Origin of the sequence: Pantoea sp. VS1, assembly GCF_002207995.1 — a bacterium.
Classification (GTDB): Bacteria; Pseudomonadota; Gammaproteobacteria; order Enterobacterales; family Enterobacteriaceae; genus Pantoea; species Pantoea dispersa.
Genome location: NZ_NHZE01000045.1, coordinates 310,978 through 324,651, shown reverse-complemented (window position 1 = coordinate 324,651; position 13,674 = coordinate 310,978). Strand labels below are relative to the sequence as shown.

The window sequence follows — 13,674 nt, the reverse complement described above, 5'->3', positions numbered from 1 at the left end:
GCAACAAGCGGCTGACGAATTCCCTGCAATCGCCGTGTGTTAAAGTGTGAATTGTTATGTTATAACGTAATTGATTCGATGATAGTGTAACGGTTTATTCGGAAAATTTAATGAAATCAATGCATAATTTGCTGATCGCTGCGGCGCTCGGCCTGGCTTCCTGCGCCGTTGTGGCGGCGAGCACCCCCGAAAAACCGGTGCGGATTGCCGCACCGTTTGAAATTAAAGGCAGCGATCCGGCGCTCTCCGGCGACATTCTGTTGCGCATGGATGTGGTTGAAACGCTGGTAGAAGTGAACGAACGCGGTGAGCCGGTGGCGGCGCTGGCGCAGCGCTGGCAGGTCTCTGACGATGGGCTGCGCTGGCAGTTCCAGCTGCGCGACGGCGTGCATTTTCACGATGGTTCGCTGCTGGATGCGGTTGCCGTGGTGAAATCACTCAACACCGCACGCGGCAAAGCGGGCTTACTGGACAAAACGCCAATCGCCGACATCAGCGGGGCAGGGCAGCTTGTCACCATCACGCTGCGTGAACCCTTCACGCCGCTGCTGTCGGTCCTGGCGGAAAGCCGCTCGCAAATCCTCGCACTGGCCAGCTGGGATGCGCAGGGCAACATCACGCGCATTATTGGCAGCGGACCGTTTAAGCTTACTTCCTTCCAGCCGCCGCAGTCGCTGACGGTGGCGCGCTTCGCGGATTACTGGGGCGAGAAACCGGCGATTGCCGCCGCCAGCTATCTGGCGACCGGTCGCGCGGAAACCCGTGCGCTGCTGGCAGAAAGCGGTGATGCAGATTACGTGTTTAACCTTGATGCCGCCAGCCGGCAGCGGCTGGCACGCAAAGCGTCGCTGCACATTCCGGCGATTCCGGTGCCGCGCACGTTGATGCTGAAGCTTAATCTGGCCGATCCGCTGCTGGCGGAACTGCCGGTGCGTGAGGCAATCAGCATGGCGATCGATCGCAACGCGCTGGCGCAGGCGGTGCTGCGTTATCCGGGCGCAGCCAGCCAGCTGTTTCCCCCTAACATGGCAGAGTGGCACAACCCGGCACTCACGCCGCTGCACTATCAACCGCAGCAGGCTGCTCAGTTATTACAGTCGGCCGGCTGGCAACGCGGCGCGGATGGCGTACTGACGCGCAACGGCCAGCGCTTTAGCCTGACGCTGCTGACCTATCCCGATCGCCCTGAGCTGCCGCTGATGGCGATGGTGATTCAGCAGCAGCTGCGTCAGGTTGGCATAGACGTGCGAATCAACGCGACCAACGCCAGCGAGATCCCGGCACAGCACCACAACAACCGTCTGCAGCTGGCGCTGTTTGCGCGCAATTTTGCCCTGACGCCCGATCCGACCGGAACGCTGCTGCAGGATTATGGCACCCACGGCGGTGACTGGGGGGCGATGAACTGGCATGCGGCAGGCTTCGACGCGGCGCTCCACACGCTGACGCAATCCACTGATGGCGCAGCCCGCGCCGGGGCGCGCAGCGTCATCACCCGCGCGCTGCAACAGGAACTGCCGGTGATTCCGCTGGCTTGGTATCAGCAGTCGGCGGCGGTTAACAGCCAGCTGCAGGGCGTCAAACTCGATCCGTTTGAACGCCACTTCGGCCTGCGCCAGATGCATTGGGGGAGCCATGATTAAACAACTCAGCTGGCGCATGGCGCAGGCGCTGTTCGTGGTGCTGGCGGTGGGATTACTGACCTGGCTGCTGGTGCAGGCGCTGCCGGGCGACATGGCGTGGCGCATCGCCACGGGGCGCTATGGTTACGATCGCGTCGATGCCGACGCGGTGGCGCGGGTACAGCAGGAGCTGAACGGAGCGCTTAGCGGCGGCAGTGCGCTGCTGCACTGGCTCTTCGATCTGCTGCAGTTTAATTTCGGCCGCTCGCTGGTTTCCGGTGAGCCGGTGATGGATGAGCTGCGCTGGCAGCTGGGCCAGACGCTGGCGCTGGCGGGTGTCTCGCTGCTGCTGGCGTTACTGCTGACGCTGCCGCTCGGCATCTGGGCCGGTTGCCACGCCAACGGCCGGCTCGACCGTGCGCTGTTCTGGCTGACCGCCTTGCTGAAATCGGTGCCGCATTTTGCACTCGGCCTGCTGCTGATCCTGCTGTTCGCGCTGCAACTCGACTGGCTGCCGAGCGCCGGTCACGGCGAGCTGCGCCATTTCCTGTTGCCGGCACTGACGCTGGCCCTGTCGCTGACGGCCGTCGGCGTGCGCGTGGTGCGCGAAGCCACCTGGCAGGTGGTGTCGTCCGGCTACTATCGCTGGGGAGCGCAAAAAGGACTGGCACCCGCGCGCCTGCTGCTGCGTCACGGCCTGCGTAATCTGAGCGCGCCGGTGCTGACGTGGTTTGGCATGCAGTTTGTCTGGCTGGTGGAAGGCGTGGTGGTGGTGGAAACCCTGTTTGCGTGGCCGGGAATCGGTCACGCTCTGGTGCACGCCATTTTTGCGCGTGACGTACCGGTAATTCAGGCCAGCGCCATGACGCTCGGCCTGCTGTTTGTCCTGCTGAACATGCTGGTGGATGCCGGTTGTCATCTGCTCGATCCCCGGGGGGCGCGCGCATGAAGATGACGTTTTCACGCTGGGTGGGTCTGGTACTGCTGGTGGCGCTGCTGGCTTACGCGTTTGTGCTGCCGCTGATTCAGCACGGCGATCCGCTACAGCAGGATTTGCTGCAGATGTTGCAGACGCCGAACCGCAGCCATTTGCTCGGTTTCGACCATCTTGGTCGCGATATGTTAACGCGCCTCAGCGCCGCGCTGCGCCTGTCACTCGGGCTGGCAGCCCTTTGCGTGATCAGTGCGCTGATAGCGGGCGTGTTCACCGGTGTGCTCAGTGCGCTGTACGGTGGCTGGCCTGAGCGATTGCTGAGCATCGTCGGCGATATGTGCCTCGCGCTGCCGGGATTGCTGCTGGTACTGCTACTGGCCGCCATTGCGCCAGACGCGCCCCAGATGCTGTGGCTGGGCATTTCGCTGGTGCTGTGGGTGGAATTTTTCCGCGTCACGCGTGCCACGCTGCGGCCAATTGTGCAGGCGCCCGGTATGCAGGCCAGCAAACTGCTCGGGTTCTCTGCCTGGTATCGTTTTCGTCATCATCTGTGGCCTGCGCTGGCACCGGTACTGCTGACGCTAACCTTGTTCTCTTTCAGCAGTGCCATCATGGTGGTGTCGGCGCTCGGTTTTATCAGTGTTGGCGTGCGTCCGCCCACGCCGGAGCTGGGCCTGATGATGACCGAACTGCTGCCGTTTGCGTGGGAAGCGCCGTGGCTGCTGATGCAGCCGGTAGCCGCACTGTTTTTACTGTTGATCAGCCTCAATCTGCTGATGAAAAAGGAGCGATGATGAAGGGATTACAGATCACCGGGCTGAGCGTTGCCACAGCGACTGAAACACTGGTTGAGCCGGTGGATGTGCGGCTACAACCCGGTCGGCCGCTGACGCTGCTCGGCGAAACCGGATCGGGGAAAAGTCTGCTGGCGCAGGCGATCATGGGGATATTGCCGCCATCGCTGCAGGCCAGCGGTGAGTTGATGATCAACGGTAGACGCTTTCAGCTGCCGCAGGATACGGTGCAGCTGCGTCGGCTGTGGGGCAATACGCTGGCTTCGCTGCCGCAGGAGCCGTGGTTGTCGCTCGATCCGACCATGGCGATTCAGCAACAGGTGGCGGAAGGGCATCGCTTCGTGCGCGGTTTGCCGCCCGCCGCCAGCGCTGCAGCGGCGCAGCAGGATCTGCAGCAGCTTGGCCTGGCCGCGGCGGCACGGCGTTATCCGTGGCAGCTTTCCGGCGGCATGGCACAGCGCGCCGCGTTTGCGGCAGCCCGTGCCGGTGGCGCGCAGGTTCTGATTGCCGATGAGCCGACCAAAGGGCTGGATGTGGCGCGCCGCGATGAAGTCAGCCAGCTGTTACAGCGCGAAGTGGCCGATGGCGGCATGCTGTTGACCATCACCCACGACATCGCCCTGGCACGCCAGCTGGGCGGCGACGTGCTGGTGATACATAAAGGCAGCGTGATTGAACAGGGCCCGGCGCAGCAGGTGTTTCAGTCACCGCAGCAGCCTTACACGCGCGCGCTGCTGGCTGCCGATCCGGCCGTCTGGCCCGCCCGACAGCAAACGGTGATCGGTGCCAGGCCGGTGATCAGCGCCCAGGACATTGTGCTGGCGCGCGGGGGCAAAAGATTGGGTGTGCCACGCGATTTCACGCTGCACGCCGGTGAAATCGTTGGCCTGCACGGTGCCAGCGGCAGCGGCAAAAGCAGCTTCGGCGACGTGCTGTTAGGGTTGCTCGCGCCGCAGCAGGGCCGCGTAACGCACCACGCTGATGCGGATGCGCTGAAATATCAGAAAATCTATCAGGATCCTTCCGCGCTGTTTCCGCCGCAGCGCACGCTGGGGCAAAGCATCAACGATGTGCTGCGGCGTCACGCTCTCCCGCCGGCACAGCGCGATGCGCTCATGGCGCGGCTGGCCTTGCATCCCGCGTTGCTGACGCGGCGACCAGAGGCGCTCTCCGGCGGCGAACTGCAGCGCTTCGCGCTGCTACGGGTGATGCTGCTGCGGCCGGTATTTCTGTTTGCCGATGAGCCGACGTCACGCCTCGATCCGCTGGTGCAGCAGCAAACATGGCAGTTGATCGCGGAACTGGCGCGTGAGCAGCAGTGCGCGGTGCTGCTGGTGAGTCATGACCGCGATCTGCTGGAGAAAGGCACGCATCGGGTGATTGCCATGGAAGCGGCTTAGCGATCGGGCGGCTGGCTGTCACCCGGCCCGAGGCTCCGCTGCATTACCACGGTGTCCAGCCAGCGGCCATGTTTGTAACCCACCGATTTCATCACGCCGGTGTGCTCAAAACCGAGCGCCCGGTGGACTCCCAGCGAGCCCTGGTTGGCGCTGTCACCGATAATCGCGATGATCTGGCGAAAGCCAGCGGCTTCGGCCAGCGCCACCGCTTTTTGCAGCAGCGCCTTACCGATGCCGCGTCCGGTTTGCTGCGGGTCGAGATAGATAGAGTCTTCCAGCGTGAAGCGGTAGGCGTAACGCGGACGATACGGCGCGAGATAGCAGTAACCCAGCACCTGATCCTGCTCCTCAGCCACCAGCCAGTAACCGCCGCGCTCATGCACGTCATTAATGCGCCGCAGCATTTCACTCTCCGCCGGCGGTTCCGTTTCGAAGGTTGCGGTGCCGTGCAGCACGTGCCAGGCGTAGATCATCTGAATCGCCGCCGCGTGATGCGGCTGCGCGGGAATAATGTCCATATGTTCCTGCTGTTCTGCCAATGATGCTGACAGCATGCCACCGCGCCGCAGCGCAATCATCCGCATTAGTCATAGGAAATTGTGATAGTCAGGCGCAGCGAAACTTCTTTAATTCTGCTCTGACAACTGTACCGCCATGGTGTCTGCTTCGAGCGCCTCGAAGATGTGCGGTTCATCGGCGGGATAACAAATATAATCGCCCGGGAACAGTTCGACCGGCGCTTCCATCAGGCCAACCCGCGCGCGGCCGCGAGCCAGGATGATGTGTTCGACGGAACCCGGTGGATGCGGTTTTGACGCGCGCGGTGCGCCGGGCTGGCTGGTAATCAAATACAGATCGCGGCGGCCGCCCGGCGGACAGCTGGCCAGTAGCGCGGCCTGAAAGTCCGCTAACTCTGCTGACACCACCATGCCTTCGCCACGCCGAATCACCTGCATCTTTTTCACTTCCGGCTCCATCAGCCGTGCAAATGGAATATTCAGCGCCACACACAGTGACCATAACGTCTCAATGCTGGGGTTACCGTTGCCTGCCTCCAGCTGCGACAGCGTTGACTTGGCGATGCCAGCGCGGCGCGCCACTTCCGTCAGCGAAAGTCCGGCGCGCTGGCGTTCGCGCACCAGTCCGGCGGCAATGATAGCAATGGGCGGGGTCACAATTACTCCTGTTCTTTATATCGAACGATTTGTTCATCTTGTAAAACACGTACGGCGCGTTCATTATAACGGCTTTCTTGTTCGTTATGAGATCAAATTGTGATGCGTCTGGGTGCCGTACCGCTTGATCGCGGCGTATTGAAAGCGATCTTCCTTGTTTGTCTGGCCGACGGCATCGTTGGCCTTTCCTATGGTTCTCTTGCCGCTGCCGACGGTTTTCCGCTCTGGGTGCCGATTGCGCTCTCGACGCTGGTGCTGGCGGGGGCGTCCGAGTTTTTGTTTATTGGCATCGTGGCAGGCGGCGGCAGTCCGCTAACCGCTGCCGCTGCTGGTTTACTGGTCAACGCACGTCATCTGCCGTTTGGCATTGCGGTGAAAGACCTGGTCGGGCAGGGCGGACGCAGCCTGCTGGGCTGCCATATCATGAATGACGAGAGCGTGGTGTTCGGTATTTCACAGCCGAAGCTGGCGCAGCGTCGGGCGGCTTACTGGATTTGCGGACTGGGTATTTTTGCCATCTGGCCGCTCACGGTGATTGCCGGTGCGGTGATTGGACGCTTTATTCCTGATGTGTCGGCGATTGGCCTGGACGCGGTGTTTCCGGCCATCCTGATCGCGCTGATTTTCCCGGCGCTGCGCCAGCGTCGCACGCGCATTCCGGCCACCCTCGGTGCGCTGCTGTCCGTACTGGCAACGCCTTTTGTGCCAGCCGGTATGCCGGTGCTGTTTTCTTTACTCGGTTTGCTGAGCTGGCGGGAGCGCAAAGATGCAAAATAGTTTAGTGATTGCCGGCATCGCGCTGCTGGCTGCAGGGACGTATGCGATTCGCTTTGCCGGTTACCGGCTGGGCAGCCGGATGCACATGTCGGAACGGGTGCGCAACATGCTGTCCGACGCGGCAACGGTGCTGCTGCTGGCTGTCGCTGTCACCACCGCGCTGTTTGAGGGCACCGATTTCGCCGGCGTCGCGCGACTGACCGGCGTGTTGTTCGCGGTGTTTCTCGCCTGGCGTCGCGCGCCATTGATCCTGGTAATCATCGGTGCGGCGGTGATGACGGCGCTGCTGCGCTATTTTGGCGTGCCGTAAGCGGCGGCGAGATGACCGGCGCAAAGATGACGGCGCACTGGCACCTGCTTTGCAGCTATGATTAGGGATAGTGAGTACAACAAGGACAACGCGAAAATGGTGATTAACTGCGTGGTGTATCGCCACGGCAAACGCGAAGAGCATGTCGAAGTCGATCAAATCAGCGAAGTGCTGAAAGAGGAAAAATCGTTCGTCTGGCTTGGCCTGTATCAACCCGATCCGGCGTTCATGCAAACGCTGCAGGAAGAGTTTAGCCTGCATGAGCTGGCGATTGAGGATGCGCTGGTGGCGCATCAGCGGCCCAAGATTGAGCAGTACGGCGAATCGGTATTTATCGTGGTGAAAACCGCACACATGGAAGATCGCCAGCGCATCAGCTTTGGCGAAACCCACTTTTTCCTCGGCAAAAATTTTCTGATTACCGTGCGTCACGGTTCGGTTGAGGGCTATAAAGCGATCCGCGCTAAAGCCGAGAAAAATCATGCCATGCTGTGCCAGGGACCCGGCTACGCGCTCTACTGCATTCTCGATTTTATCGTCGACAACTACAGCAAAATCACCGAATCGCTGAGTGAACGTATTGCTGACCTGGAAGACGGCATGTTCACCACCCGCTTTGACAGCGTCACGCTGGAGAATGTTTACCATTTGCGGCGTCAGCTGCTGTCGTTGCGCAATGCGGCGATGCCGGTGACAGAGATCTGTCCGCAGCTGGTGCGCTTCCATGAAGATATCATCCCGAAAAATCTGCGCGCCTATCTGCGCGACGTGCAGGATCACGCGCATCACGTCATGATTGATGCCGAAGATATGCGCGAAACGCTGGCCAGCGCCATGCAGGTGAATCTGGCGCTGGTCTCGGTACAGCAGAGTGAGGTGAATAAAAAGCTGGCCGGCTGGGGGGCAATCCTGATTGTGCCGACCATCATCTTCAGTATGTACGGTATGAACTTCTCAGACATGCCCGAGCTGCACAGCCACTTTGGCTATCCGGCGGCGCTGGCGGTCACGCTGGTGATCTGTTTCGTTATGTGGTGGCGGCTGAAAAAAGCGGGCTGGCTGTAAGCGTGATGGCCTGCGCGCGCTGTCACCAGACGCGCAGGCCAGGGCGATTTCAGCCTGAAATCGCCACGCTCCATTAGCCTCAATGCGCGCTGGCAGTAGGGCGCACCGTGATCTCATTGACATCAACTTCGCCAGGCTGATTAATGGCCCAGCTCACCGCCTGCGCAATGGCTTCGGGTTTTAACGCAATCTGACGATAGCTCTGCATGGCCACGCGTGCGGTCTCGTCAGTGATGGTGTCCGCCAGTTCCGATTCCACCACGCCGGGATTAATGACCGTCACCCGCAGCTGGCGCGATTCCTGACGCAGGCCATCCGAAATGGCGCGAACGGCGAATTTTGTGGCGCAATACACCGCTGCCGTCGGCGATACCGCCAGCGCACCAATCGAGGCGATATTGATGATATGGCCGCTTTGCTGCGATTCCATGACTGGCAGCACGGCAGCGATGCCGTACAGTACGCCACGCACGTTGACGTCGAGCATACGATCCCATTCATCCACCTTCAGCGAACTGAGCGGCGACAGCGGCATAACGCCGGCATTGTTGATCATTACATCAACCCGACCATATGTATCGCGGGCAAAATCGGCCAGCTGCTGCGTATCGGCTCGCTGCGTTACGTCGGTGGCCAGATAATCCAGTTGCGCGCCGCTGGCACGCAGTTCATCACACAGTATCGCCAGCCGATCGGTACGGCGCGCGCCCAGCACCAGTTTATGCCCCTGACTGGCCAGCAGACGCGCTATCGCTTCGCCGATGCCGCTGCTGGCGCCGGTCAGAATAATCACTTTCGCATTAGAATGAGCCATGAAGGTTTCCTCGTGTTGGTTGACGAGGCTATTGTGGAAAACGCCGGCTAAAGCGAACAGACCGGATTGTGGCGTATCATTGCCTGATTCTCTCGTCACCGTTGTGAGCAGGGAAGAAACCTGGCTATGCTTTGCCTGAACCTCTCACCGGAAACCCGTTATGTCGCAAACCGTACAACAGCAGACCTGCGCGCTGCTGCGCCAGCTGGCACCGCAGGAAGGTTATACTGCTTCACTGCTCGACAGCGTGCGCTTTATGCGTGCCGACCGGCAGTGGGCGCGCACGCCGGTTCTTTATGAGCCGAGCATCATCATTATCTGTCAGGGCTCGAAGCGGGCGTTTCTGGCCGACAAAATGTATCGCTACGACGCACAGCACTATCTGGTGTTGTCGGTGCCGCTGCCGTTCTCCGCTGAGACTGAAGCGACCTCGGCTGAACCGTTACTGGGACTGGCTATCCGTCTGGATGCGGCCACGCTGGCGCGCCTGGTGACGCAGGTCGCAGCGGCAGACATTCCGCTGGCGAAGACACCAGCCAGCATTATTTCGACGCCGGTAAATGAGACGCTGGCGGACAGCACGCTGCGCCTGTTGCAGGCGCTGAGCGATCCGCTGGAAGCGCAGGTTTTAGGCCCGGCACGGGTAGAAGAGATTTGCTTTCGTGTGTTGCTGGGTGAGCAGGGCGGTGCGGTGCGCGCAGCGCTGACCTATCAGGGGCATTTTGGCCGCATCGCGCGGGCGTTGCAGCGCATTCATGCTGACTGGCAGCAGCCGCTGGATGTGCCGCATCTGGCCAGCGAAGCGGGCATGAGCGTTCCGCGCTTCCATCTGCATTTCAAAAGCGTCACGCAGACCTCACCGATCCAGTATCTCAAGTCGCTGCGGCTGCATCAGGCGCGTTTGATGATGATTCGCGATAATCTCACCGCCGCCGGTGCCGCCGCACGCGTCGGTTACGAAAGTGATTCACAGTTTAACCGGGAGTTTAAGCGGATGTTTGGTCGCACCCCGGCTGACGAGGCGCGGGTGATGAAACGCGCATTTGCGCTGCTGCCGCCGGAACAATTATCCGCGCGGCTACAGGCACATTAAGTCAGTACGCGATGACGATTGCCGCCACTACGCCAATCCAGAACAGCAGGCTGGCAGCCAATGCCAGCTGGCACAGTAACCGGCGGGAAAAACTCAGCAGCGCACTGAGGCGCGGCGATAACATTAATACCATAATCATCCCTCACAACAGCCAGCAACTCATCAGCGCAGCCCCATCACGGCAACCACCAGCAGAATCCAGAAAAATGCACAACCTGTTAGCAGAAAACGCCAGACAAGATGGCGTTCGGGAGTCAGCAGCGTGTGCAGACGCATACGAAGAAGCAGTGGCATAGCGACCTCAAATCAGAAAGTTTTACCGGGAATATCCGGCAGCTGAGAACAGAAAATTCTGTCAGCGAATAAGAACATTCTGACGTGTTATAAGGCCGCGAAACGACAAGACCAGTCTTGAAAACAGGCTGAGAAATTCCTTAGCAGGCAGGTAATAGCCACAGCGGATATCAGATGCCGCTGTGACCATCAGGCACAGCAAAGCCGGTTACACGCTGCGCGTGACGCCGCCGTCCACGCGAATATTTTGCCCGGTGATATAAGCCGCGCCGGGCGAAGCAAGAAACGCAATGGTAGCCGCCACTTCTGCAGCCGTGCCATAGCGCTGCATGGGCACGCTGTCGCGCCGTTCATCCGTTTTCGGCAGGCTATCAATCCAGCCTGGCAGGACGTTATTGATACGAATATTCTCAGCTGCGTAGGTGTCGGCAAAGATTTTACTGAAAGAAGCCAGACCGGCACGGAACACGGCCGAGGTCGGGAACATGTCGGTGGGTTCAAACGTCCATGCCGATGAGATATTAATGATACTGCCGCCACCCTGCTGCTGCATGATCGGCGTGACCAGACGTACAGCGCGCACTACGTTGAGGAAGTAGGTTTCCATTCCCTGCTGCCACGCGTCATCGCTTAATTCGAGGATCGGCGCGCGCGGACCGTGACCGGCACTGTTAACCAGCACGTCGATACGTCCCCAGCGCGCCAGTGTGGCATCAACCAGTTGCTGCAAATCGTCTACTGACCGATTCGAACCGGTAATGCCGAGTCCGCCCAGACGATTCGCCAGCGCCTCGCCTTTGCCGGAGGAGGAAAGAATCGCGACCCTGAAACCCTCGCTGGCCAGCTTCTCCGCTGCCGCTGCGCCCATACCGCTGCCACCTGCGACAATTACCGCAACTTTTTCTACTGTCATGTGAGTCACCTCATCAATTAAATATCCTGTCATGTCAGTATAATGGCCGGGAGATGCCGCAGAGAGTCAGCTCAGCTGGCAATTGACGATAGGAAAACTACAGGATGAATCAGGGCTTTCAGGCATTACCGCCGCTGAATGCGCTACGGGTATTTGAAGCCGTGACGCGGCACCTTAATTTTCGCCTCACCGCTGAAGAGCTCGGCGTGACGCAGGGTGCGGTTGCGCAGCATATTCGCGGTCTCGAGGCCAGCCTGGGCCTGAAACTGTTCGATCGGCTGCCGCGTTCGCTGGCGCTGACCGCTGCCGGTGCAGGCTATGCGGTGCACATTCGACAGGCATTTGAGCTGATTGATGAGGCGACGCGCACGCTACGCCCGGAGCCGGATCGCCTGACGCTGAGCGTAACGCCAACCTTTGCCAGCCGCTGGATGCTGCCGCGTTTACCGGCATTTACCGCGGCCTGGCCGGATATCGACCTGCGCGTGCTGGCCTCTGAACGGCTGGTGCAGTTTCACCATGAAGGCGTCGATCTGGCGGTGCGCTATGGCCGACCGCCGTTTGGTAGCGGGCTGGAGGCCACGCTGCTGTTTAGCCAGACGGTGCTGGCGGTGGTCAGCCCGGCGCTGCTGGCACAACACGGTGATGCAGCGCAGCCAGAAAATTGCCTGCGCTATCCGCTGCTGCATGATGGCCATCACCTGTGGCCAGCGTTCCTGGCGTTTATGTTCCCTGGCCAGTCGCTGCAGCATCAGCATCATCTGCGCTTCAACCAGACCGCGCTGGCGCTGGAAGCGGCACTGAGTGGTCAGGGTATCGCACTGACCAGCCCGCATTTTGTGCAGAACGATCTGGCCAGCGGTCGGCTGGTTCCCGCCTGGCAGCGTGAGATGCCCGTTGATGCCGGCTGGTATCTGGTGGCTCCGCGACGTCCGCGTGAGCAGGCAACGGTGAGTGCGGTTCGTGCGTGGCTACTCAGTCAGGCGGAGCAGAGCAAAGCAAAGATTGATGGCTGAGCAACGCGATGCTTTTATGTTCAATAACAAAATCAGTAAAACTGATGATTGTCTGCGAATTATGAATGTTATAACTGACTGAGCATGCATTTTATAAGGTTTATCCTGCACAGGCAGGGTTTTAGAAAAATATCACGCAAATTCAGCAATTAAGGGAAGGAATTGTGCGTTGCAATCTGCTGAGGGCTGTGAATAAATAAAACGCTGAATTTCATAAAAATGCCATAACGGCCAGGCGACAGCCTGCATAACCGTATTACCACCATGACCGATCATAAAATTCTTTTAGCCAGGGATATCAGCGCCAGAAGTGAAAGCATGCAGGCGCACCTCATCGCCATCCGGCGCGATATTCACGCACATCCGGAACTCGGTTTCGACACCGTCCGCACCGCAGCCATTGTGGAGCAGGAGTTGCTGCGCCTCGGACTGACGCCGCAAACCGGCGTGGGCCGCACCGGCGTGATGGTGGACATTGCCGGCGCGCAGCCGGGCAAGACCGTGCTGCTGCGCGCCGATATGGATGCGCTGCCGATTCATGAGCAAACCGGTCTGCCGTTTAGCAGCATCTGGCCGGGTAAAATGCACGCCTGCGGCCACGATATCCACACGGCTACGCTGCTCGGCGTCGCGGCGATCCTCGCGGACCTGCGCAGCCAGCTGCACGGCACGGTGCGGCTGATTTTTCAGCCGGCGGAAGAGACGCCAGAGAGCGGCGCGCAAGCCATGATTGCTGCCGGCGCAGCGGACTGCATTGATGTGGCGATCACGCTGCACAATAAGCCAGAGCTGGCCGCAGGAGAAATCGCCCTGACGCGCGGTGCCAGCACCGCCTCCAGCGATGAATTCGACGTAGTGATTCACGGCAAATCCACCCACGCCGCCCGTCCGCACATGGGTACCGATCCGATCATTGCCGCCGCCAGCCTGGTAACGCAGTTGCAGACCATTGTGTCGCGCGAGCTCGATCCGGCGAACTCTGCTGTGCTGACGATTGGCCATATCCACGGCGGCACCACCCATAACATCATCTCCGACAGCTGCCTGATTCAGGGCACCATCCGCGCTAAATCACCGCAGGCGCGCGCTCACATGGAAGACGCTTTCCGCCGCATCTGTGCCGGTGTCGCGCTGTCGCTCAATACGCGTATTGAGGTCAATTATCAGCGAGGCGTACCGCCGCTGATGAATGATGATGCGCTGATTGATGCACTGGAGCCGATCCTCTCGCACCAGTTCGGCAAGCCGGTGGTGGCAAAACCCAGCAGCAGCTTTGGCGCGGAAGATTTCTCGCTGTTTACCGAGCGTGTGCCGGGCTGTCAGATCCATATCGGCTCTGGCGCGCCGGGGCGCGACGACCATCTGCACAACTCCGACTATCAGCCGGATGAACGCAGCATTCACGCTGGCACACAGGCTCTGGCCCGTATAGCGATCGACTTACTCTCCTGATAATAATGAGGTTTT

At 60.2% G+C, this 13,674-nt stretch carries 16 protein-coding genes; 10 read left to right on the top strand and 6 right to left on the bottom strand.

Annotation, left to right across the window (positions count from 1 at the left end; all coding sequences use genetic code 11):
• Positions 1-110: 110 nt before the first annotated feature.
• Genes CBW22_RS18320 through CBW22_RS18305 form a run of 4 tightly spaced genes read left to right on the top strand, consistent with a single transcriptional unit; the run spans position 111 to position 4,750 of the window.
• Complete coding sequence (locus CBW22_RS18320) at positions 111-1,643, top strand: ABC transporter substrate-binding protein (RefSeq protein ID WP_088517436.1); 1,533 nt, start codon at positions 111-113, stop codon at positions 1,641-1,643.
• A complete protein-coding gene (locus CBW22_RS18315) occupies positions 1,636-2,571 on the top strand; it encodes an ABC transporter permease (RefSeq protein ID WP_088517435.1) in 936 nt (311 codons plus the stop codon). Before CBW22_RS18320 ends, CBW22_RS18315 begins: the two co-directional genes overlap by 8 nt.
• A 2-nt stretch (positions 2,572-2,573) precedes the next feature.
• A complete protein-coding gene (locus CBW22_RS18310) occupies positions 2,574-3,350 on the top strand; it encodes an ABC transporter permease (RefSeq protein WP_088517434.1) in 777 nt (258 codons plus the stop codon).
• Positions 3,350-4,750 carry an ABC transporter ATP-binding protein gene (locus CBW22_RS18305; RefSeq protein ID WP_088517433.1) on the top strand — a complete coding sequence of 467 codons (1,401 nt, stop codon included), beginning with the start codon at positions 3,350-3,352 and terminating at the stop codon, positions 4,748-4,750. The genes CBW22_RS18310 and CBW22_RS18305 overlap by 1 nt, the downstream gene beginning before the upstream one ends.
• Here the strand turns inward: CBW22_RS18305 and CBW22_RS18300 are convergent.
• Together CBW22_RS18300 and CBW22_RS18295 are read right to left on the bottom strand one after the other, a co-directional pair.
• On the bottom strand, positions 4,747-5,268 hold the full coding sequence (locus CBW22_RS18300; protein WP_088517572.1) for a GNAT family N-acetyltransferase: 522 nt from the start codon (positions 5,266-5,268) through the stop codon (positions 4,747-4,749). The genes CBW22_RS18305 and CBW22_RS18300 overlap by 4 nt on opposite strands.
• A gap of 108 nt (positions 5,269-5,376) precedes the next feature.
• The gene (locus tag CBW22_RS18295) at positions 5,377-5,925 is read right to left on the bottom strand and encodes a helix-turn-helix domain-containing protein (protein WP_058758972.1); all 549 of its coding nucleotides are present in this window, start codon (positions 5,923-5,925) and stop codon (positions 5,377-5,379) included.
• Positions 5,926-6,027: 102 nt separating this feature from the next.
• On the opposite strand from CBW22_RS18295, the gene CBW22_RS18290 reads away from it, so the two are divergent.
• From CBW22_RS18290 to corA, 3 genes are all read left to right on the top strand, one after another.
• Positions 6,028-6,702: an AzlC family ABC transporter permease gene (locus CBW22_RS18290; protein ID WP_021508855.1), complete on the top strand. Its 675-nt coding sequence runs from the start codon at positions 6,028-6,030 to the stop codon at positions 6,700-6,702.
• Entirely contained in the window at positions 6,692-7,012 is a 321-nt protein-coding gene (locus CBW22_RS18285) for an AzlD domain-containing protein (protein WP_021508856.1), read from the top strand. The genes CBW22_RS18290 and CBW22_RS18285 overlap by 11 nt, the downstream gene beginning before the upstream one ends.
• A gap of 96 nt (positions 7,013-7,108) precedes the next feature.
• The gene (gene corA, locus CBW22_RS18280) at positions 7,109-8,077 is read left to right on the top strand and encodes a magnesium/cobalt transporter CorA (protein ID WP_021508858.1); all 969 of its coding nucleotides are present in this window, start codon (positions 7,109-7,111) and stop codon (positions 8,075-8,077) included.
• Positions 8,078-8,156: 79 nt separating this feature from the next.
• On the opposite strand, the gene CBW22_RS18275 is transcribed toward corA, so the two are convergent.
• Complete coding sequence (locus tag CBW22_RS18275) at positions 8,157-8,891, bottom strand: SDR family oxidoreductase (protein WP_088517432.1); 735 nt, start codon at positions 8,889-8,891, stop codon at positions 8,157-8,159.
• A gap of 160 nt (positions 8,892-9,051) precedes the next feature.
• Here CBW22_RS18275 and CBW22_RS18270 point away from each other — a divergent pair, with 160 nt between their 5' ends.
• Positions 9,052-9,984, top strand: coding sequence for an AraC family transcriptional regulator (locus CBW22_RS18270; protein ID WP_088517431.1), 933 nt, complete (start codon positions 9,052-9,054; stop codon positions 9,982-9,984).
• 1 nt (position 9,985) lies between these two features.
• Here the strand turns inward: CBW22_RS18270 and CBW22_RS26815 are convergent, their stop codons facing one another.
• From CBW22_RS26815 to CBW22_RS18265, 3 genes are all read right to left on the bottom strand, one after another.
• Positions 9,986-10,117: a hypothetical protein gene (locus CBW22_RS26815; protein ID WP_254919538.1), complete on the bottom strand. Its 132-nt coding sequence runs from the start codon at positions 10,115-10,117 to the stop codon at positions 9,986-9,988.
• 29 nt (positions 10,118-10,146) lie between these two features.
• Positions 10,147-10,278, bottom strand: a complete 132-nt coding sequence (locus tag CBW22_RS26810; protein WP_254919537.1) for a hypothetical protein — start codon at positions 10,276-10,278, stop codon at positions 10,147-10,149.
• 208 nt (positions 10,279-10,486) lie between these two features.
• The gene (locus CBW22_RS18265; protein WP_088517430.1) at positions 10,487-11,191 is read right to left on the bottom strand and encodes an SDR family oxidoreductase; all 705 of its coding nucleotides are present in this window, start codon (positions 11,189-11,191) and stop codon (positions 10,487-10,489) included.
• 104 nt (positions 11,192-11,295) lie between these two features.
• On the opposite strand from CBW22_RS18265, the gene CBW22_RS18260 reads away from it, so the two are divergent.
• Together CBW22_RS18260 and CBW22_RS18255 are read left to right on the top strand one after the other, a co-directional pair.
• Complete coding sequence (locus CBW22_RS18260; protein ID WP_088517429.1) at positions 11,296-12,207, top strand: LysR substrate-binding domain-containing protein; 912 nt, start codon at positions 11,296-11,298, stop codon at positions 12,205-12,207.
• Positions 12,208-12,471: 264 nt separating this feature from the next.
• Positions 12,472-13,659 carry a M20 metallopeptidase family protein gene (locus tag CBW22_RS18255; protein WP_088517428.1) on the top strand — a complete coding sequence of 396 codons (1,188 nt, stop codon included), beginning with the start codon at positions 12,472-12,474 and terminating at the stop codon, positions 13,657-13,659.
• The last annotated feature ends 15 nt before the right edge of the window (positions 13,660-13,674 follow it).

Coding starts and splice junctions, on each gene's coding strand:
- CBW22_RS18320 (WP_088517436.1), top strand. CDS start 111: ATGAAATCAATGCATAATTTGCTGATCGCTGCGGCGCTCGGCCTGGCT.
- CBW22_RS18315 (WP_088517435.1), top strand. CDS start 1,636: ATGATTAAACAACTCAGCTGGCGCATGGCGCAGGCGCTGTTCGTGGTG.
- CBW22_RS18310 (WP_088517434.1), top strand. CDS start 2,574: ATGACGTTTTCACGCTGGGTGGGTCTGGTACTGCTGGTGGCGCTGCTG.
- CBW22_RS18305 (WP_088517433.1), top strand. CDS start 3,350: ATGAAGGGATTACAGATCACCGGGCTGAGCGTTGCCACAGCGACTGAA.
- CBW22_RS18300 (WP_088517572.1), bottom strand. CDS start 5,268: ATGGACATTATTCCCGCGCAGCCGCATCACGCGGCGGCGATTCAGATG.
- CBW22_RS18290 (WP_021508855.1), top strand. CDS start 6,028: ATGCGTCTGGGTGCCGTACCGCTTGATCGCGGCGTATTGAAAGCGATC.
- CBW22_RS18285 (WP_021508856.1), top strand. CDS start 6,692: ATGCAAAATAGTTTAGTGATTGCCGGCATCGCGCTGCTGGCTGCAGGG.
- corA (WP_021508858.1), top strand. CDS start 7,109: ATGGTGATTAACTGCGTGGTGTATCGCCACGGCAAACGCGAAGAGCAT.
- CBW22_RS18275 (WP_088517432.1), bottom strand. CDS start 8,891: ATGGCTCATTCTAATGCGAAAGTGATTATTCTGACCGGCGCCAGCAGC.
- CBW22_RS18270 (WP_088517431.1), top strand. CDS start 9,052: ATGTCGCAAACCGTACAACAGCAGACCTGCGCGCTGCTGCGCCAGCTG.
- CBW22_RS26815 (WP_254919538.1), bottom strand. CDS start 10,117: ATGGTATTAATGTTATCGCCGCGCCTCAGTGCGCTGCTGAGTTTTTCC.
- CBW22_RS26810 (WP_254919537.1), bottom strand. CDS start 10,278: ATGCCACTGCTTCTTCGTATGCGTCTGCACACGCTGCTGACTCCCGAA.
- CBW22_RS18265 (WP_088517430.1), bottom strand. CDS start 11,191: ATGACAGTAGAAAAAGTTGCGGTAATTGTCGCAGGTGGCAGCGGTATG.
- CBW22_RS18260 (WP_088517429.1), top strand. CDS start 11,296: ATGAATCAGGGCTTTCAGGCATTACCGCCGCTGAATGCGCTACGGGTA.
- CBW22_RS18255 (WP_088517428.1), top strand. CDS start 12,472: ATGACCGATCATAAAATTCTTTTAGCCAGGGATATCAGCGCCAGAAGT.